General features: G+C 46.0%; 18 protein-coding genes. 17 read left to right on the top strand and 1 reads right to left on the bottom strand.

What is annotated here, in order from left to right:
- Positions 1 to 146 precede the first annotated feature (146 nt).
- The 16 genes from FS628_RS05335 (at position 147) to FS628_RS05260 (ending at position 18,334) form a co-directional block, all read left to right on the top strand.
- Positions 147 to 1,100, top strand: a complete 954-nt coding sequence (locus FS628_RS05335; RefSeq protein ID WP_145319775.1) for a putative sporulation protein YtxC — start codon at positions 147 to 149, stop codon at positions 1,098 to 1,100.
- A 413-nt stretch (positions 1,101 to 1,513) separates the two neighbouring features.
- A complete protein-coding gene (gene thrS / locus FS628_RS05330; protein WP_145319773.1) occupies positions 1,514 to 3,451 on the top strand; it encodes a threonine--tRNA ligase in 1,938 nt (645 codons plus the stop codon).
- Positions 3,452 to 3,881: 430 nt separating this feature from the next.
- Complete coding sequence (locus FS628_RS05325) at positions 3,882 to 4,412, top strand: 3D domain-containing protein (RefSeq protein ID WP_440131264.1); 531 nt, start codon at positions 3,882 to 3,884, stop codon at positions 4,410 to 4,412.
- A 111-nt stretch (positions 4,413 to 4,523) separates the two neighbouring features.
- Positions 4,524 to 4,739, top strand: coding sequence for a hypothetical protein (locus FS628_RS05320; protein WP_145319771.1), 216 nt, complete (start codon positions 4,524 to 4,526; stop codon positions 4,737 to 4,739).
- Positions 4,740 to 4,923: 184 nt separating this feature from the next.
- Positions 4,924 to 5,952, top strand: a complete 1,029-nt coding sequence (liaF, locus tag FS628_RS05315; RefSeq protein ID WP_145319770.1) for a cell wall-active antibiotics response protein LiaF — start codon at positions 4,924 to 4,926, stop codon at positions 5,950 to 5,952.
- A gap of 3 nt (positions 5,953 to 5,955) precedes the next feature.
- Entirely contained in the window at positions 5,956 to 6,981 is a 1,026-nt protein-coding gene (locus FS628_RS05310) for a HAMP domain-containing sensor histidine kinase (RefSeq protein ID WP_076330279.1), read from the top strand.
- A gap of 18 nt (positions 6,982 to 6,999) precedes the next feature.
- Positions 7,000 to 7,662, top strand: coding sequence for a response regulator (locus FS628_RS05305; RefSeq protein WP_145319768.1), 663 nt, complete (start codon positions 7,000 to 7,002; stop codon positions 7,660 to 7,662).
- A 149-nt stretch (positions 7,663 to 7,811) separates the two neighbouring features.
- Entirely contained in the window at positions 7,812 to 9,473 is a 1,662-nt protein-coding gene (locus FS628_RS05300) for a S1C family serine protease (RefSeq protein WP_145319766.1), read from the top strand.
- Between the two features lie 171 nt (positions 9,474 to 9,644).
- Positions 9,645 to 10,334: a response regulator transcription factor gene (locus FS628_RS05295; RefSeq protein ID WP_145319764.1), complete on the top strand. Its 690-nt coding sequence runs from the start codon at positions 9,645 to 9,647 to the stop codon at positions 10,332 to 10,334.
- A gap of 1 nt (position 10,335) precedes the next feature.
- Entirely contained in the window at positions 10,336 to 11,796 is a 1,461-nt protein-coding gene (locus FS628_RS05290; RefSeq protein WP_145319762.1) for a sensor histidine kinase, read from the top strand.
- 67 nt (positions 11,797 to 11,863) lie between these two features.
- Complete coding sequence (locus FS628_RS05285) at positions 11,864 to 12,817, top strand: 4-hydroxy-3-methylbut-2-enyl diphosphate reductase (protein ID WP_145319760.1); 954 nt, start codon at positions 11,864 to 11,866, stop codon at positions 12,815 to 12,817.
- Positions 12,818 to 13,073: 256 nt separating this feature from the next.
- Complete coding sequence (gene aroF / locus FS628_RS05280; protein ID WP_036610039.1) at positions 13,074 to 14,138, top strand: 3-deoxy-7-phosphoheptulonate synthase; 1,065 nt, start codon at positions 13,074 to 13,076, stop codon at positions 14,136 to 14,138.
- A 414-nt stretch (positions 14,139 to 14,552) separates the two neighbouring features.
- On the top strand, positions 14,553 to 15,977 hold the full coding sequence (gene glnA / locus FS628_RS05275) for a type I glutamate--ammonia ligase (RefSeq protein ID WP_145319758.1): 1,425 nt from the start codon (positions 14,553 to 14,555) through the stop codon (positions 15,975 to 15,977).
- Between the two features lie 239 nt (positions 15,978 to 16,216).
- Entirely contained in the window at positions 16,217 to 17,305 is a 1,089-nt protein-coding gene (gene serC / locus FS628_RS05270) for a 3-phosphoserine/phosphohydroxythreonine transaminase (RefSeq protein WP_145319756.1), read from the top strand.
- Between the two features lie 139 nt (positions 17,306 to 17,444).
- Positions 17,445 to 17,912: a tRNA (uridine(34)/cytosine(34)/5-carboxymethylaminomethyluridine(34)-2'-O)-methyltransferase TrmL gene (gene trmL / locus FS628_RS05265; RefSeq protein ID WP_145319754.1), complete on the top strand. Its 468-nt coding sequence runs from the start codon at positions 17,445 to 17,447 to the stop codon at positions 17,910 to 17,912.
- Positions 17,913 to 18,079: 167 nt separating this feature from the next.
- A complete protein-coding gene (locus tag FS628_RS05260; protein ID WP_036610032.1) occupies positions 18,080 to 18,334 on the top strand; it encodes an AbrB/MazE/SpoVT family DNA-binding domain-containing protein in 255 nt (84 codons plus the stop codon).
- Between the two features lie 98 nt (positions 18,335 to 18,432).
- On the opposite strand, the gene FS628_RS05255 is transcribed toward FS628_RS05260, so the two are convergent.
- Positions 18,433 to 19,350, bottom strand: a complete 918-nt coding sequence (locus FS628_RS05255; protein ID WP_145319751.1) for a serine hydrolase domain-containing protein — start codon at positions 19,348 to 19,350, stop codon at positions 18,433 to 18,435.
- A gap of 514 nt (positions 19,351 to 19,864) precedes the next feature.
- Here FS628_RS05255 and FS628_RS05250 point away from each other — a divergent pair.
- Positions 19,865 to 20,587, top strand: coding sequence for an alpha/beta hydrolase (locus FS628_RS05250; protein ID WP_260870931.1), 723 nt, complete (start codon positions 19,865 to 19,867; stop codon positions 20,585 to 20,587).
- Positions 20,588 to 20,590 lie beyond the last annotated feature (3 nt).

Below are 20,590 nucleotides of genomic sequence, written 5' to 3'. Positions count from 1 at the left end.
ACATACTGTTATTAAAATAATAACACATTTTTGTCTTAACTCCAAACCTCTTCATAATATACTGAGAAATCATGACACGCTTTCCATCAATCCGCTTCGTATATCCCCATCGGCCTTGCCATATACTTTGAACAGGAAGGAAAGGAGTGATTCTAGTGGAACTGTTCGCTGTATGGACCGATGTATCGGGGCAAGAGGAAGCAGATCAATTTTATCGTTGTGTCAAGGAAAAAACCAAAGGTTTACATATAAGTAAAAGAGGCTTCCGGCTCACCTTCAAACATAATGATGGAAGAGCAACTTGGGTGTGCAGAGGGAATGAGAATCACGAAGACTTTCAGCAATGGCTTCCCCGAATCAGTGATCTTCTCTCCCTGGGACTCGCCGACTTCATTATGGATACACAAGAACGGAACATGGTGGAGAATATAATTGCCAAAGCGTGTTCTGTCATGGATGAGCATGAGGTGGAGAAGGTCAATCGGATCTGCATGCCTCTACTATTAAATGGGGATCTGGATCAGCCTGGACTTCGGGAACGCCGCCGTACTACGTTGGCAAGTGGACTACGGCAGGATCTCGAGGATGTTCACTTTTTTCACCTTGAAGGCATTATCAATTTTCGCATACGGCCATATAAGCAGGAGCTTCAGGAACTAGTGGAGTATGCGCTCGATGAGTTCTGGATGGATCGGCAATATGAAGAGTTTATGGGACTGTTAAAATATTTTGTATTCTTTCAGGAAGCCAAAGTACCTCTGATCCATCTTGTACACAAGGGCATGCATGAATTTCAGGTGCTTGATGCTGGACTTAATCTGTTGCCCGTGCAAAAGGATGAGCAGGTTGTTGTGGAGATGCCGGGTCTGGAACTGGAAATGGATATCGAAGATATGATTGTGAGTACACTCATCTCGATCTCTCCTGAGAAAGTTATGCTGCATACGCGTACCCCCGATCTGCCGATTATCTCGACCATATGCCAGATCTTTGAAGACAAGGTGCAAATATGTCATCAATGTCCGGAATGCGAAGTGCTGCGCTCAGGATTGTTGACAGGTCTTGACGCAAGTGATCTCGGCAATTATAATAACTGTTGATCCATGAATTTTTCATGTGTACCATTGAACCAAAAGCGTTGACAAAGACAACAACCACACGCAAGATCGGTGCAGAGAGAGGAACCCAGGCTGAAATTTCCTCCGGATATCACGTATGGTTTACCCCTTTGTAGCTGCAATTTTGAAAGTGGAGTTTAATATCGCCTTTATTGGGGATTATCCGCGAGTAAGGATCTGCCGGGTCATGCCCGTTATCGCCATGCCAATGAGGGCTGTATTCCGAATAGGAATGAATCAGCTGAATTAGGGTGGAACCACGAGTATATATCACTCGTCCCTTTGCCGGGACGGGTGTTTTTTGCGTTCCTTTGCATAATGATTGGAACAGCAATAGATAATCAGTCCATGAACATCTGGACACGAAGGTTACATTTACAGGAGGAATGAGACAAATGGCAGTGAACATTAAATTACCGGATGGTTCGGTACGAGAGTACGCAGATGGTAGCAGCATTGAGGATGTAGCGGCTTCGATTAGCAGCGGATTGCGCAAAAATGCTGTAGCGGGTAAGCTCGATGGCATCGTGGTGGACTTGTCCACAACACTTCATGAAGGAGCATTGGTGGAGATCGTAACTTTGGATTCACCAGAAGGACTTGAAGTGATGCGTCATAGTACAGCTCACTTGATGGCTCAAGCAGTAAAACGTTTATATGGTAACAAAGAGGTACGCCTTGGCATTGGCCCTGTCATCGAAGATGGTTTCTACTATGATATGGACCTCGAACACCCGCTCAATCCTGAAGATCTGCAAAAGATTGAGAAGGAAATGGAACGTATTGTGAACGAGAACTTGCCAATTGTACGTAAGGAAGTTAGCCGCGAGGACGCGATTAAAACGTTTGAAGAAGTAGGCGATCCTTACAAACTTGAGTTGATTCGTGACTTGCCGGAAGACAGCGTAATTACCATCTATGAGCAAGGTGAATTCTTCGACTTGTGTCGTGGTCCTCACGTACCATCGACTAGCAAAATCAAAGTGTTCAAACTGATGAATGTGGCTGGTGCATACTGGCGTGGAGATAGCAAAAACAAGATGCTTCAACGTATCTATGGTACGGCTTTTGTGAAAAAAGCACAGTTGGACGAGCATCTGCACTTCCTTGAAGAAGCTCGCAAACGTGATCACCGTAAGCTCGGTAAAGAGTTGGAAATGTTCACATTCTCCCAACTGGTCGGTCAAGGTCTGCCAATCTGGTTGCCTAACGGTGCAAAACTGCGCCGGACTTTGGAGCGTTATATTGTGGATCTGGAAGAAAGCCTTGGATATCAGCATGTATACACACCGGTTCTGGGTAACGTGGAATTGTACAAAACATCCGGACACTGGGAGCACTACCAGGAAGATATGTTCCCGAAAATGGTGATGGATAACGAGGAACTCGTTCTCCGTCCAATGAACTGTCCTCACCATATGATGGTGTACAAGTCCAGCATGCACAGCTACCGTGATCTGCCGATCCGGATTGCCGAGCTTGGCATGATGCACCGTTACGAAATGTCGGGGGCGTTAACAGGTCTGCACCGTGTGCGTGCAATGACTCTGAACGACTCACACATTTTTGCTCGCCCGGATCAGATCAAAGAAGAGTTCGCTCGTGTTATCGAGTTGATTCAAACGGTATACAAAGATTTCGGTATCAACGAATACCGTTTCCGTCTGTCCTATCGCGATCCGAAGGATACTGAGAAATACTTCCAGAACGACGAGATGTGGGAGATGTCCCAACGCATGCTGCGTGAAGTTGTGGAAGAACTTGACCTTCCATTCTATGAAGCTGAAGGTGAAGCGGCGTTCTATGGCCCGAAACTGGATGTGCAGATCAAAACAGCACTGGGTAAAGAAGAGACATTGTCTACGGTTCAACTGGACTTCCTGTTGCCTGAGCGCTTTGAACTTGAATATGTGGGAGATGACGGACAGAAACACCGTCCAGTCGTTATTCACCGCGGGGTAATTAGTACAATGGAACGTTTCACAGCATTCTTGCTGGAGAACTTTGCAGGAGCCTTTCCACTGTGGTTGTCTCCGGTACAGGCCAAGGTTATCCCGGTATCCGGAAACTTCGACGATTATGCGCGTGAAGTAGAAGCGAAGCTTAAACGTGCGGGTATCTCTGCTGAAGCCGATCTGCGAAACGAGAAGCTTGGATATAAAATTCGTGAGGCGCAGCTTGAGAAAATGCCTTATATGTTTGTCGTAGGTGAGAACGAGCGTAATGCAGAAGCAGTATCTGTGCGTAAGCGTGGAGAAGGCGATCTAGGCATGAAGCCGGTTGATGAGATTATCGCTCAACTGAAAGAGGAAATTTCAACACGTTTGGTGTAATTGAACAAATGAACTATCAAATAACCAGTGCATAAGTTGCACTGATCAATCAGAAAACGCCTGGATAACATGGGATTGCCCTATGTTATTCAGGCGTTTTTTCGTAGTGTTTGGTGTGAAAAGTATAGATTAATTGCTTTTTGGAAAACCTTTGCAGTGAGGGGGAGGTTATACAATGAAAAAGCAATTCTCAATTCAAAAGAAAAATATACGGTGTTTACTGGTTGGCTGCGTGATGTTCGCCGGAATGATGATCAGCCTGAATCGGGCGGATGCTTATACATTTGAAGAGGAAAGTGCGGTACTGCATGTCGAGAGTCGAAGCAGTGAAGCTTCGATTATTGAGACTTCAAGCAAATCTGATCAGAAATTTTCGGAACATGTAAGCGATCAATACAGCGATGAGGCCCAGCTGACGACCATGGTGTATATGGCTTTACTATGGTCACCGCAACCAATGGTCATTCCAAGGCCTGAGCTTCCCGAGAAACAATTGACTGATCCAGCTATGCCGGTGCTTGCTCCGCGTTCTGAACAAGTACTGGGTACACAAAAGGTGACAGCAACGGGATATACGGCAGGGGTCGAGTCTACAGGAAAAGGACCTAAACACCCACAATACGGAATTACGTATTCCGGTGTAAAAGTACGTCGTGATAAAGAAACGGTTTCCACGATAGCAGCTGATCCAAAATTATTCCCAATGGGCTCCATTCTGTATATTCCGGGCTACGGATACGGAATTGTTGCAGATACCGGTTCAGCGATCAAAGGCAATAAAATCGATCTGTATTTTCCGACAACGAAGCAAGTGTACAAGGAATGGGGCAAAAAGGACGTTGAGGTACAAGTGATCAGACAAGGTGCTGGGAAATGCACAGAAAAGATGCTGAACGAGTTGGCAGATGCGATCGACGTGTACAAATCCGTACCGGACTCGTGGCTGGACAAGGCCATATAATTTCACCTGGTCACATGAATAACTGAGGTGCTCTCTTCACATAATATTGACTGGGGACGAACCCCGCGGTGCAGAAATGCAACGTAAATATGAAGAGAGAGGTGATTCGTTGTGGCTAAGAAAACTCAAGGACAAGGCTACCAAACGCCAAACGAGAAGTACAATGCAGAGTTTGGAGAAGAGAATGCAGCAGCTAAAGTGAAGCAATCCGCTCAAAACAAAGTACAAGATAATTTCCAAACACCTGATGAAAAATTCAATGCCGAGTTCGGTGTAGAAAACACTGGTCAAACAAACCAAGGCCGTGCAGGGAAATTCCAGAAATAATTGAAGATAAAGATTCAGCACCCTGGAGCAAAAGCTCCGGGGTGTTTTACATATGCGAATTTTTTACATAAATATCCTCCCATCTCAGTCTCGAGACCGAGATAACTTCCATCTGCCGCCGCTGTTCTCATTGTCCTGTCTGAGTTACACTGGATACATAATACAGACGAAGGAGACTTGAGCGATGAAACGATCTACGCGTGACCGCTGGTGGGTTGGCATACCTCTTATTGCTATTGGTGCGATGATCTTGTTCAGACAATTGGGATATGACATTGATGTTGGATATATTTTCAGAACATACTGGCCGTTATTTCTGATCTGGTGGGGGGTCAAAGGAATATCCGAGATTCGTCGTAATGGGGGGTACGCCTTCATTGGACCGGTAATTGTCCTCGCGATCGGTGGTTACTTCCTAGCCCGTAACCTGGGATGGATTGATTACTCCATGGGGGAGTTCATCCGTTATCTGATTCCGGTTATGCTGATTGGCGGAGGATTGTTCGTACTGATTGGGCCACGACGTCGTGATCGGAAACATCATGACAAGATGCAGCCACCTCCAGCACCTGAACAACCTTATAAACCGTTGTCTCCGGAGGATCTGGAGATGCCATCGTCGTTTGACGAACAATTCGAGAAAACATTTGGCAAACCAAAACAGGAACAGAAGAACGATGCACATGGCCCTCAATTCACAGGATCAACGGATTCATCATCACAAGGGCAACAGTTTAAGAAGAAATATCAATCGTATAACTCTAACGATACCGGATATGGAGAACATTATGATGATGGCTACGGAAATGGTTATGGGGATTATGGCAGTGGCAATACCATTAATAAATCGGCGTTCATTGGGGATTTGTATATGGGACAGGAAGTATTCTCGTTGAAACCCATGAACATCTCGGCTTTTATCGGCGATACCGTAATTGATTTGACCAAAGCACAGATTCCTTATGGTGAGACGAAGATTGTCATTTCTTCATTTATTGGGGATGTGAAAGTATTTGTACCGGAAGATATGGATCTGGGTGTGACAGTAACGACGAATTCCTTCATTGGAGATATGTCATTGTTGAACCAGAAACGCGGTGGATTCCTGAGTAGTGCCCAGGCTGAAACTGCCCACTATCGTGAAGCAAGCAAAAAGGTACGGATTATTGTGAGTGTGTTTATCGGAGACGTCAAAGTTAATAAGGTGGGTTAATGCATGATTCGAACAATTCTCAAAGCCAATAAGTGGGAACTGATGATGTATTTTGCGCTAACTGGTCTGATTACGCTGGGCGGATTCTATCTATTGTATGGAGAGGTATTAATGGGGGCTGGTCGTCAGCGGGCATGGACCTATGTTGCCGTTGTTGTGCTGGCCACCGTTATCACCGGATACATCGCTGCATTACGGCTTCAGCGCAAGATCGACCTGCTAGATCTCAACATGTTGAAAGTATCCAAGGGCAATCTGGCGGTGCGCATGCCTGAAGCGGATGACGCTTCGTTTGGTCGTGTCTATCAGGAGTTCAATGTCATGATGGATTCGATTGAGAAAAAGATGAGACTGCTTCAGCGCCTCGGTGAGCAGGAAGTCATTGAGAAGGAGCAAGCCTCGGAGCGGGCTGTGCTTGAAGAGCGCAAACGAATGGCAAGGGACCTCCATGACACGGTTAGCCAGCAGCTGTTTGCCATGCATATGTCGGCTTCGTCCTTACCTCGTCTGCTGGAGATGAATCCTGAACATGGCGGTAAAGTACTGGACCAGTTAATCCAGATGTCACATATTGCACAGCGTCAGATGCGAGGACTTATTGCCCAACTTCGACCGGTGGAGCTGGAAGGGCGTGACCTCACCGCAGCACTGGATAGCTGGTTTCCTGATTATTGCAGGCAGAATGGTCTTAAAGGTGTGAAAGAGCTGGAACTGGATGGCGGAATCTCGGATGCCATTGAGCACCAGCTGTTTCTTGTTATCCAGGAGGCCGTTGCCAATGTAGTGAAGCATGCAGAGGCTGGGCTGGTCAGTCTGTCCATACGGGAAAGTGAACATCAGATCAGCATGAGCATCAGCGATGATGGCCAGGGATTTTTGCAGCAAGCCGAGCGTCCAGGGTCATACGGGTTATCCACCATGCGTGAACGGGCGGAGAAGCTTGGGGGGCAAGTTCAGATTATATCGAAGCCGGGAGCGGGAACGACGGTACGGGTATTCATCCCGAAATTCCCGAATGTTCCTGAGTGAACCAGAGGGGGAGACGGAATGAGTGGTAAAGTAAACGTGATGATTGTGGATGATCATGATATGGTGCGCATGGGATTGAAAACGTATCTGATGCTGGAACCTACTTTTCATGTGATGGGGGAAGCGAGCCAGGGGCAAGATGCGCTTGATCAGTTGCGTAAGTTAAATGATATTGAAATGCCGGACTTGATCCTGATGGATCTGATGATGCCAATAATGAATGGCGCTGAAGCAACAAAAGCCATCATGACTGAATTTCCGAAGATGAAGATTGTGATGCTGACCAGTTTCCTGGAGGATGATCTTGTTGTTCAAGCGATTGAAGCGGGTGCGGTGAGTTATGTACTGAAGACGGTGTCGGCCGAAGAACTGATCTATGCTCTTCAAGGGGCTTACAGAGGCATGCCTGTGATGACAGGTGATGTGTCGCAGGCATTAACTCGGGGAATCAGACAGCGTACAGCGAGAGAGAGCGAATCAGGTCTGACTGAACGAGAGAAGGAAGTGCTGTTACTTATTGCAGAGGGAAAGACCAACAAAGACATTGGAGAAGAATTACATATCAGTATCAAAACCGTCAAAACACATGTGAGCAACCTGCTGATGAAATGCGAGATGGATGATCGTACACAATTGGCTATCTATGCGCATCGTCAGGGCTGGGTGAAAACGAAAGGGTAAAATGCTGTCATGACGGGGGAAATTAATCTATTCTTACTTGCTTTTATCTCCTTTTTAATTGTTTTTAAGGTACGGTTAAGGTTTAAAGTACAAAATAAGGACAGTTAAAGAATATCTCTTGCGAATAAGAGATTGGGAGGTAGAGAGGCATGGACGAACGTAATTATAGATCGAACCGTCAAGAAGATGAAAACGAAATCAAACAAACGGAGAATCGCAATTCTTCCGGAACGGACGAATCCTCCTATTATTATTCTTATGGACCTTTTCAGTCCGTAAATCAGGAAGATACAGCAAATCACATGGGAAGCAGTAATCAGCGTGAAGAAGGCAATGTAGAGATTACAAAACCTGAACCGGTGAGACCCGTACCTACTTACTATAACAACGGATCATCCGAGCAAGCGAAAAGATCGTCCGGAGTCGGCGGAAACGGCTCAGGTAATGGTGGAGATCAAGGGAATGGCGGCAAAGGCAATTGGAATTATAATAACCGCAAGCCGCGCTCTTCCGTAAGATCACTTCTGTTTTCCTTTATTGCAGGGATGTTGGTCATTACCGTTCTCATGTACACAGCTGACAGAACGAACATGTTCACACCGGAGACAGCACTTACGAACGCGGACAGTCAAAGCTCCGGACAGGAAGCATCCACGAACACAGGCGGAGGCAACAATGTAACCGCGTCGTTACTGCCAACAGGCAAAGAAGATGTTTCTTCCGTAGTAACAAGTACAAGTCCGGCTGTCGTCAAAATCGAAACACTCGCGAAGCAGTCCTCACGTACAGGTACTGGTCAGGGTGGATCGAATACAAGCGATCCGCTGTACCAATACTTCTTCGGTAATGGGGGCGGAACGGAAGGCAATCAAGGCCAAAGCCAGCAACCACAAAGCAGTAATCAGCTTGTGCCTATGGGCATTGGTTCCGGATTTATTTTTGACAAAGAAGGATATATCCTGACGAATCAACACGTAGTTCAGGGTGCAGATGTAATCCAGGTAACCCTGGAGAACAACAGTAAACCTTATGAAGCTAAACTGCTGGGAAGCAGCTTTGATCTGGATTTGGCTGTATTGAAAATTGAGAAAAACAGTGGTGACGATGCGTTCCCTGTAGCTCCACTGGGTGATTCCAATAGTACTCAAGTCGGTGAGTGGCTTGTAGCTATCGGTAACCCTGAAGGATTCGAACACACGGTTACAGCAGGTGTACTGAGTGCCAAAGAACGTACGATCAGCATTCCAGATGAAGAAACAGGAAAAACACGTGAGTACAGCCATTTGCTGCAAACGGATGCTTCGATTAATCCGGGGAACTCCGGTGGTCCGTTGCTTAACCTGAATGGGGAAGTCATCGGAATGAACGTTGCAGTAAGCGCAGATGCACAAGGAATTGGTTTTGCGATCCCGTCGAGCGTCATCTCTGAAGCCGTTAAATATCTTAAAGAGAACAAAGAAGTTCCTAAAGAGCCAGTACCCTTTATCGGTGCATCTCTGATGGCTCTCACACCTGAAGTCGCTAAACAAATGGGAACAGATGTGACCGAAGGTTCAGTTGTAGCCAGCACGATCTTCCAATCGCCGGCTTACCAAGCAGATCTTCGTGCATATGACATCATTACAGGTGCGAACGGTACCCCTTACGCCACAAGTCAGGATCTGATAGATTTTATCAAGAAACAGGAAATCGGCAGTGAAGTGACATTGAATGTTGTGCGTGATGGTAAGAAGATGGATCTGAAAATCAAAATTGGAAACAAAAATGATTTTGATACTTCACAAACAACAGATACACAACAACAACCATAATATTGGGTTAGGATTGGCAGAACGGAAGGGTTTGAAGGCCCTTCCGTTTTTTTGCCCTGAACTAACGGGATAACAATGGAGCATGCTTGAATGGAGCCTTCTACTTGAAGATGCAGATTGTGCTTCTGCCTGTTACAATGGGATAAAACGTTAGGATAAAGGAGAAAGACCATGCGCTCAACTATTTTGATTGTCGATGATGACGAAAAAATTGTGTCCATGCTCCGCCGGGGGCTGGCTTTTGAAGGATATGAGGTACAGACCGCTTCCAATGGAGCCGAAGGCCTCAGCAAACTGATGGATAAAGAGCCGGACATCGTTGTACTTGATGTGATGATGCCGCAGATTGACGGATTTGAGGTATGTCGCAGACTGAGAGAAGCAGGCAGCAAAGTGCCTGTGCTAATGCTGACGGCTAAGGATGAAGTGCAGAGCCGGGTGACCGGATTGGACACAGGGGCCGACGACTATCTCGTGAAGCCTTTTGCGTTGGAAGAATTATTGGCACGTGTTCGTGCATTGTTGCGTCGCAAGTCAGACATCGCGGGCACGCCGGACAATCGCCTGATGTATGAGGATATTATTCTGGACAATGACTCACGTGAAGTATTGCGGGATGGGCAACGTCTGGAACTGACTGCCAAGGAATTTGAACTGTTGAATCTGTTTATGCAAAATCCAAGACGGGTCCTATCCCGCGATCTGATTATGGATAAAATCTGGGGTTATGATTACAGCGGTGAGTCTAACGTGCTTGAAGTGTACATTGCCATGCTCAGACAGAAGACCGAAGAATACGGTGGCAAACGTCTAATCCAGACCATCCGGGGAGCCGGCTATATTCTGAGAGGTGACTCCTGACATGTCCATCCGGTTAAGATTAACCGCATGGTATTCTGGTATCCTGGCCGCCGTGCTTATTTTTTGGGGCGTTGTCATCTATGCCTTTGTGTATTTTAACTCCTATCAGGAAGTCGAACAGCAATTGAAGGTGAAGAGTGCCCGGATAACGGAGCAGATCGGTGTAAATCCTCTTTCACAGTCGTTGGATCTGGACCCATTTACAGAGAGTCAGCTTCAGGAGGCACAAATCTATATTCAACTCTGGGATTATCAGAGTCGTTCAGGCAGAATTTCCGGTAATATGGAGAAACTGAGGATTCAGTTTCCAGTATTGAAATCCAATGAAATTATTGAAAAGCGGGGCATATCCAAGATCTATGTGGATGGAACGCCGTTTCTGGTGAATCAGCTCCCCCTTTCTCTTCAGGGAACCAATGAAGTCAGAGGAATTCTTCAGGTTGGTGCGAATGTAAGTTCACAGGAGCGCTTGCTGGAAGCGTTGCTTAATATTTTGGTTTTTGGCTGGCTGGTAGCGATGGCCCTCGCTATTACCTCAGGTCTCGTTCTGGCCCGCAAGTCGATGCGTCCGCTCGTGAATGTCATTGATGCTGCGAATCAGATCCAATCCGGTGATGACTTAAGTGTACGAATTCAATATGCGGGGCCGAAGGATGAGATCGGGCGTCTGATTGAAACGGTTAATAATATGCTTGAACGTACAGAATTGTCATTCCGCGGTTTAGAGGAGACGAATGCTGCCCAGCGCCGCTTTGTATCCGATGCATCGCATGAACTTCGTACGCCGCTGACCACCATTCGCGGGAACGTAGACTTCCTGAAGAAGTTATGGGATCAGGAGGGAACCGACCGACCGAATCTGGATGAGGAGACTGTCAAACAAATGTCGCTGGAAGCCATTGAAGACATGGCGGACGAGGGAAAACGTATGAGCAGGCTGATCAGCGACATGTTATCGCTGGCGAGAGCGGATACGGGTCAGAAAATTGAACTGAATCCGATCCCACTGCAGATTCTCGTACAGGAAGTGGCACGCAGAGCACAATTTCTGGATCGTCAGGCAGACTGGCTTCCAGGAGATTTTTCCATCCTTAACGGCATTTATGTGAACGGTAGCAAGGACTATCTGCAACAGATGCTGTTTATTTTCATCGAAAATGCGTTTAAATACACACCTGAAGGCTCTGTGACGCTGGATGCCGTATTATACAAAGGTCAGGTGGGACTACGCATCAGCGACACCGGTATTGGGATGGATCGGGACGAAGTGCCGTTCATCTTTGATCGCTTCTATCGGGCAGATGAATCACGCGGGGCTACACCGGGCATAGGTCTGGGACTTTCGATTGCGAAGTGGATTATTGAGGAACACCATGGGTCGGTCGAGGTTGTGACTAGACGCGGAGAAGGAACGACCTTTATTATCTGGTTGCCGGTTGTCTTTGCTCCGCCTATCGAATAAAGGTATAATAGACAGGACTGCAATTACATCGGCAACGTTGCCGAGAAAGAAAGCGGGTGGCAACCAAGTGGAAGTACTGCGAATTTCGCCGCGTGGATATTGTTACGGCGTTGTGGATGCGATGGTGCTCGCGCGTCAAGCGGCACGCAATCTGGATTTACCACGGCCTATTTATATATTGGGGATGATTGTGCATAACCAACATGTGACGGATTCCTTTGAAGATGAAGGCATTATTACATTGGACGGTCCGAACCGGATGGATATTTTGAGCCAAGTGGAGAGTGGCACGATTATTTTCACAGCTCACGGTGTGTCTCCTGAAGTGCGCAAGCTGGCACGGGACAAAGGATTGACAACAGTGGATGCAACATGCCCTGATGTGACCAAGACACATGATCTCATTCGCGAAAAGACAGCAGAAGGTTATCAGATTATCTATATTGGTAAAAGGAACCATCCTGAACCAGAAGGTGCTGTTGGGGTTGCGCCAGACCTAGTTCACCTGATCGAGAAGGAAGAAGAGATCGATGGACTGAACGTTCCTTCAGGCAAAATCCTGATTACGAATCAAACAACGATGAGTCAATGGGATATCAAGCACATTATGAGTCGTCTGCTGGAGAAATTCCCGGGCGCTGAGATTCATAATGAGATTTGCCTCGCAACTCAGGTTCGTCAGGAAGCTGTTGCTGAACAGGCAGGTCAAGCGGACCTGGTTATCGTGGTGGGTGATCCTCGCAGCAATAACTCTAACCGTCTGGCACAAGTGTCGGAGGAGATTGCGGGTGTTACGGCCTACCGTGTATCCGATGTTTCCGAGATTCAGCAAGAATGGTTGAAAGGTGTAAATAAGGTGGCGGTTACTTCGGGTGCTTCAACACCAACACCGATCACGAAGGAAGTTATTCTTTATCTGGAACAGTATGAACATGACAAGCCGGAGACGTGGGAAATCAAGCGTACCGTGAACATGAGCAAACTGCTGCCTCCAGTTAGAGAAAAAACACGTACACCGTAGGGCAACGAAATGTAAGTGGAAATGAGAAGAACCCTGTTACACAGAACCGAATTCGGAGCCTGTGGAACAGGGTTCTTTTTGTGCATGGATAAGGAATGTGTACCTTGACGCAACAGGGGAACTATGATATATTTACTTTAACGGATAAAAGCTTAAAAGCGAACAAGCGTTTAAGCGTGACAGAGTTTTTTTATTTTAATCAGACGCACGTTAAGAAATATACAGTGCTCTCATACAAGGAAGGATGGGAATTTATATGATCGTTATTGCAGGCAAGGCTACTCCAGAGGAACAGATCCAGGATATCGTGGCAGTCATCGAAAAAGAAGGGCTTCAGGTGCATATCTCTCGCGGAGAGGATCGTACCATCATTGGTCTGATTGGCAAAGTTGAACCTAAAATGCAAGAACATCTTCGTCAAATGAAGGGCGTTGAGAATGTCGTCAAGATTTCAAAGTCCTACAAATTGGCGAGTCGTGACTTCCATCCGGAAGATACGGTGATCTCCATCAAAGGTGTAGATATCGGCGGAAAAGAACTTGTTGTCATGGGCGGACCTTGTGCGGTTGAATCCGCTGCACAGATTGATGAGATTGCTGGGCTAGTGAAAGCTGCTGGTGGGCAAGTGCTGCGTGGGGGCGCATTTAAGCCACGTACGGGTCCATACAGCTTCCAGGGAACGGGTGTAGAAGGATTGATCATGATGGCGGAAGCAGGAAAGAAACATGACCTGCTGACGATTACAGAAGTCATGACGCCAGAGTATGTGGATATTTGCGCCGAGTACGCAGATATTCTGCAAGTAGGTACACGTAACATGCAGAACTTTGACCTGCTCCGCAAATTGGGTGAGTGTGGCAAACCGGTATTGTTGAAACGTGGCTTCAGTGCGACGTACGATGAATTATTGAATGCGGCTGAATACATTCTTGCGGGTGGTAACCCGAATGTCATGTTGTGTGAGCGTGGTATTCGTACGTTTGAATCCTACACACGGAATACGCTTGATCTGTCAGCGATCCCTGTTCTGCAGTCTCTGAGCCATCTGCCAGTTATTTCGGACCCGAGCCATGGTACTGGACGTCGTGAACTGGTGGAACCAATGACGAAGGCTTCCGTTGCTGCGGGTGCCAATGGTCTGATTATTGAAATGCATACCGATCCGGATAACTCCATGACAGGAGATGGTGTGCAGTCCTTGTTCCCTGATCAATTCGCCAACCTGCTGCAGGATCTGGAGAAATTGGCACCAATCGTGGGTAAATCATTCAGCACAGCCAAACAACCGGCAGAATTTTTCCCGGCTCGTGTAGGCGTATAGTTTAAGAAATCATAGTCAAGAGTCTGGATCAATTCCGGGCATCTCCTGTGGTCGTATTTATTGCGACGGAAGCAGGTGGATGTCCGGTTTTTTGTACATTTTGCAGTTTTGAACGTATTTATTAATCAATGGTGATAAGAAATATTTATGATGTGAAGTTTTTTCCATGATTTAGGATGTAAAAAGGGTCACTTTACCGCATTAAATCGGTTAAATGTATAGTAATAGTGTTGTTATATGAATTTATTATATTTATAAAATGTGAGTATATCTAACATCCTCGCAAAAAATACCTTACATACGTATTGACGATGTCATGTTTCAGAATTTATAATGACGACAGAAAAAAATTCGAATTTAGACATTTTCTTAGTGGGGTTGTTTAATGTTCGGAATATTTGGGAGGACGAATACATGTCGGTTGAAAACGTATTGAAATCAATTCAAGAGAACAACATCGAGTGGGTAGATTTTCGTTTTGTAGATTTAGCTGGTCGTGCACATCACATCTCGTTGCCAGCTTCGGCTGTTGATGCAGACACGTTCGTAAATGGAGTAGCTTTTGACGGTTCTTCTATCCAAGGTTTCCGCGGAATTGAAGAGTCCGATATGGTTATGATGCCAGATCCTGAAGCGACTTATGTCGATCCGTTCACTGCACACCCTACATTGAATGTTATGTGTGATATCTTCACTCCGGATGGCGAGCGTTATGAGCGTGACTCACGCAGCATCGCTGTTAAAGCAGAAGCTTACTTGCAAGAGAGCGGTGTAGGTACAGCGGCATTCTTCGCACCTGAATCCGAGTTCTTTATCTTCGACGATGTACGTTATGAGAGCGGAACGAACAGCTCTTCCTACTTCGTAGATTCCGAAGAAGCTTCATGGAACACGAACCGCAAAGAAGAAGGCGGTAACCTGGGCTTCAAAGTTCGCACTAAAGGCGGATATGTTCCAGTAGCGCCAGTCGATACACAACAAGATATTCGTAGCGAAATGTGTCGCCTTTTGGAAGAAGCTGGCCTGTCCATCGAGCGTCATCACCATGAAGTGGCGACAGCGGGTCAAGCCGAAATCAACTTCCGTTTTGATACACTGAAGAAAACAGCAGATAATCTGCTTGCATACAAATACATCGTGCACAACACTGCACGTCAATATGGTAAAGTAGCAACATTCATGCCAAAACCATTGTTCGGTGATAATGGTAGCGGAATGCACGTTCACCAATCCATCTTCGATGGCGATTCCCCATTGTTCTATGACAAAGCGGGATATGCTAACCTGAGTGAAATGGCTCTGCACTACATCGGAGGTATCTTGTACCATGCTCCGGCACTGATCGCTTTGACTAACCCTAGTACGAACTCGTTTAAACGTCTCGTACCTGGTTACGAAGCACCAGTAAACCTGGTTTACTCCAAAGGTAACCGTTCTGCAGCAGTACGTATTCCGGTTGCAGCTGTGACACCAAAAGGTTGTCGTATCGAGTTCCGTACACCTGACTCCACAGCTAACCCGTACTTGGCATTCTCCGCAATGCTGATGGCTGGTCTGGATGGAATCAAACGCAAAATCAACCCAACTGAGCTTGGATATGGTCCGCTCGACAAAAACATCTATGACCTGTCTGATGCAGATAAAGAAAACATCCGCAGTGTGCCAGCTTCCCTCGAAGAAGCACTTGATGCATTGGCAGCTGATAACGAGTTCTTGACTGAAGGCGGCGTATTCACAAAAGAATTCATTGAAAACTACATCAACCTCAAACGTGATGAAGCGAAAGCAGTAGCGATCCGCATTCATCCGCACGAGTACAGCCTCTACTTCGACTGCTAATCGGTCGGGGTCGGAACAGCTCTTGTTCCAACTTAAAGCCTCCGGGACACGCTCTCGGAGGCTTTTCCTTGAATTAAACAATGTAGTGCTTTAACTTTGCAGGGTGATAAAGGAATTTGATGGCCTGAAATCAACACTTCAGTGCATATTGCCCTTGAAGCAGATAGAGAATACTGCTATCATAGCCATAATATTTACTTTGTATGTCAGAGTTACGGATGGAAAGGGCGGGGGATTTTGTGACAAAGAGAGCGTATAATTTTAATGCAGGACCTGCGGCGTTGCCACTTGAGGTACTGGAGCGTGCACAGGCGGAATTTGTAGATTTTCGTAACACAGGCATGTCGATCATGGAGATGTCTCACCGTGGAGCGGTGTACGAGTCTGTACATAATGAAGCTCAGGAGCGCTTATTGTCGCTTCTAGGCAATCCAAAAGGATATAAGGTTCTCTTTCTGCAGGGTGGTGCAAGCACTCAGTTCGCGATGCTGCCAATGAACCTGCTTGGGGCAGGACAGACTGCAAGTTATGTGATGACTGGCAGCTGGGCCAAGAAGGCTCTGTCTGAGGCGAAGCTGATTGGCGAGACGCATGTAGCAGCATCTTCGGAAGCAGAGAAGTTTATGAAATTGCCGGATGTTTCGAATCTGAGTTTGCCTGAACGTACGGCTTATGTGCATCTGACTTCTAACGAAACGATTGAAGGTACGCAATTCAAGTCATTCCCGGACACTGGTTCTGTACCTCTGATTGCTGACATGTCGAGTGACATCTTCTGTAAACCATTTGATCTCAATCAATTTGGTATGATCTACGCAGGTGCGCAGAAGAACTTGGGTCCATCCGGGATTACGGTTGTCATTGCTCGTGAGGAACTGGTTAGTGAATCGCCCAAAACGATTCCAACCATGCTTCGTTACAGCACGCATGTAGATAATAACTCCCTATATAACACGCCACCTTCCTTCTCCGTATATATGGTGAATGAAGTGTTGAAATGGATTGAAGAACAGGGCGGATTGGCTGGCATTGAGCAAAAAAATACGAAAAAAGCGGAATTGCTCTATAACACGATTGATTCTTCCGGTGATTTCTACCGTGGTTGTGTCGAAGCAGAAGATCGTTCTTTGATGAATGTAACCTTCCGTCTAGCCTCTGAGGAACTGGAGAAGAAGTTCATCAAGGCATCGGAGGAAGAAGGATTCGTAGGTCTGAAAGGACATCGTAGTGTGGGTGGTCTACGTGCCTCCATATACAATGCTGCTCCTTATGAGAGTGTTAAGGCGCTCACAGACTTTATGAACCACTTTCAGAAGACAAATGGATAAATAGTATAGGGTACTGTGTCATAGACCTTAGTGTCTAATCCTGTGCTTTACCAGAGCCTTCCACATTGACGTGTGGAGGGCTTTTCTTTAAGATTAGAGGGTTGTCGTCAACATGAAATGAAAAGGAGATTGAACACATATGGCTTTACACATTGTTCTGGTTGAACCAGAAATTCCGGCAAACACAGGGAATATTTCTCGTACTTGTGCGGCAACCGGCACCCATCTGCATCTCGTGCGTCCACTTGGATTTCGAACAGATGATGCTACATTGAAACGGGCAGGGCTGGACTACTGGCATGCCGTTCATATTGAATACCACGACTCGTTCGCCGAGGTTCAGGAAAAATATTCGGAAGGTCGTTTCTTCTACGCAACTACGAAGGCGAAGAACCGATACAGTGATTTTAAATTTCAGGATGGGGATTTCCTCGTCTTTGGTAAAGAGACTAAAGGCCTGCCGCCTGAATTAATTGCTGCCAATCCCGATACATGTATGAAAATGCCAATGACTGGTGATGTTAGATCATTAAATCTGTCGAATTCGGCAGCCATTATTGTGTATGAAGCATTACGCCAGCTCAATTTTCCGGGGTTAGAGGGATAAATTAAGGTTATTCATACCGACTAGAATTCGGTAAAAAAACATTTTTCAAAAAAAAGGACAAAAAATGTTTATTTCCAGCAGGATTCGACAAAATCTTGGCGAATCTATAAACATAGTACAAATGTACCTAGAAATTTAGAGTAAGATAGGAGAGGTGTGCCGTAGCTATGAAGCCAGCTGGAGTAGTTCGCAAAGTTGACCAATTAGGTAGGATCGTATTGCCTAAATCTTTGCGTAAAAGGTATCAAATGAATGAGGGAGATCCTGTAGAGATTTTAGTACAAGGGGACCATATTATCTTGGAGAGATATCGTCCAAAATGTATTTTCTGCGGATCCATCGAGGAAGTCAACGAGTTCAAAGAGCGTTACATATGCGCACAATGTTTAGATGAAATGACTCAGCTTCCACAGCACGGGTAAGAAGTAACGCCATGGGGTTTTATGACCCCGTGGCGTTTTTTGTTTTAATATCTAGCGAATCGCATAATATCAAATTGAAAAAAGATAAGATAAATAGACTAATGCTGGGTGTAAAGGGGTAAAACCTCAGACCATACAGCATTCAAGATGCCTTGCATATTTTCTTCCTCACTATTAATACATATGACAGCTTCCTTTGAGGGAATGATGATACACAATTGACCATAGGCTCCATCGGCTCGGTATGCGCCATGAGAACACATCCAGAACTGATATCCGTATCCTTCTCCCCAATCACCGCCTCCAGTCGTTTCGATCTGCCGCGACGTAGCCTGTCTGATCCAATCCGCAGGTACAAGCTGTGTGCCGTTCCAGAGGCCCTCCTGCAGCATGAACTGTCCAAATCGACTTAGTTCCTCATTGCTTATCCATAGACCAGCACAGCCGAGCGTTACACCGAGTGGAGAGGATTCCCACTCTACATCATGGATACCAAGCGGCTCAAATAACCGTGGAGTCAGGTAATCTTTCACGGTTTGGCTAGTAGCAGCCTGCAGCATGGCCGAGATCATAAAGGTATCACCACTGCTATATGTAAATTGTTCTCCAGGTACCCGGTCCAGAGGCAGAGACATGTAATATTTTGCCCAGTCCTTCTCGGTCAATGAAGCTCGTTCATCAGCCCAAAGAGGGGGAGAGTCATGGCCCGAAGACATTCGGAGAAGATCACGTAGTTTCAATTCCCGCGGCGAGGGGAGATTGTGCTGTGCAATGGGTGCGTGATTGTAGGCGAAATAATCACCGAGTGTGGCATCCAGATGTAATAGACCTTCTTCAATCGCAAGACCAACGGCCATGCTGGTGAAGGATTTGCTGATGGAATGTTGCACACGGCGCTGATCTCTGTCCCTGTCCCAATGGGCAAGCAGCTGCCCTTTTTGTAATATGCGAATGGAGAAAACATTCAATTGTTGTTCTGTAATCGTTTGAACGAAGCCTTTGAGTTGCTTAGACATATTAACCTCCCTAATCTCAGGTAAAACCTGAGTAAAATCGGTTGGTGAAACGTTTCCGTAATTTGAATGCAAAATCAGAACCCATGTTAGTATAAACCTAGTTGGGTGTCAATTAAAGTTGTAATACCACTGACTAAAATTTCATTTTTTCGCAATAATAGTGTCTTTGGACGCAAATTTAGACTTAAAAAAGCATTTTTTCGAGAAAATAACGCGAAATTTGTAAAAAGGTTATTGACAGGATTTACTCATCGGGCTTATGATTTATTCGAAACGATTCGAAGAAATCGCTTCCACATTAAAAGTGTTGTAATGAAGTCCATGTGGATCAACGTTGGTTATGTTTTGAAACGATTCGAGAAAATCGTTTCGATAACCCATCGTAATACAAGGGAATCTACAACAGCCTGCAATCCAACGCCAGAGAAGCGAATGAGTAAAGACAGCAGGCGATGATGAGAGGGGTTACATTATGGCGCATATAACGATCGAAACTGGATCGCCAACATTATGCATGAATACGAGCATACATGTTGTGTCCAGTGACTCCGGAGAGACTTCAGGCGGTACACTATATTTGTTGCACGGGGCAGGCGATAATGCGAGTACCTGGCAGCGGTTAACCACAATTGAGATGTATGCAGCGCAGTATGGCTGTACCATCATTATGCCAGAAGCGAATCGAAGCTATTACACCGATATGGAATACGGCCTGAATTACTTCCACTACATCACTCAGGAGTTACCTGAAGTATGCAAACGTCTACTCAATCTAAATCCTGATCCGGAGAAAACGTACGTTGCCGGTTTATCCATGGGTGGATATGGTGCACTGAAATGTGGGCTAACTTATCCAGAGCGTTATCGCAAAGTCGTGTCTTTATCTGGCGTTACGGATATTCAAACACGACTTCATGACCCCCATATGCCAGCGACTATGATCAAGGAAATGAAAGCGGTTTTTGGAGAACGGTTACAGGTAAAAGCCGATCAGGATATTTACGCACTGTCAGCCAAGTTGCTGGAACAGGGTGTTCCTTTACCGGATATCCTCAGTTGCTGCGGCGATAGTGATCCCTTCGTGGAGATGAATCGCGATTACGCGAAATACATGCAGGGTACTGCCTTTGATTTTCGGTATGTGGAGACGCCGGGTGCTCATGAATGGAGATTTTGGGAGCACCACCTGAGAACGATGTTTGATTTTCTGTACAACGACAAGACCAAAGTAGAGTGAGGA

Source organism: Paenibacillus xylanexedens (genome assembly GCF_007676705.1).
Taxonomy (GTDB): Bacteria; Bacillota; Bacilli; order Paenibacillales; family Paenibacillaceae; genus Paenibacillus; species Paenibacillus xylanexedens_C.
Note: the sequence above shows the minus strand (reverse complement) of the source record. Positions and strands in the feature narration are given on the sequence as shown.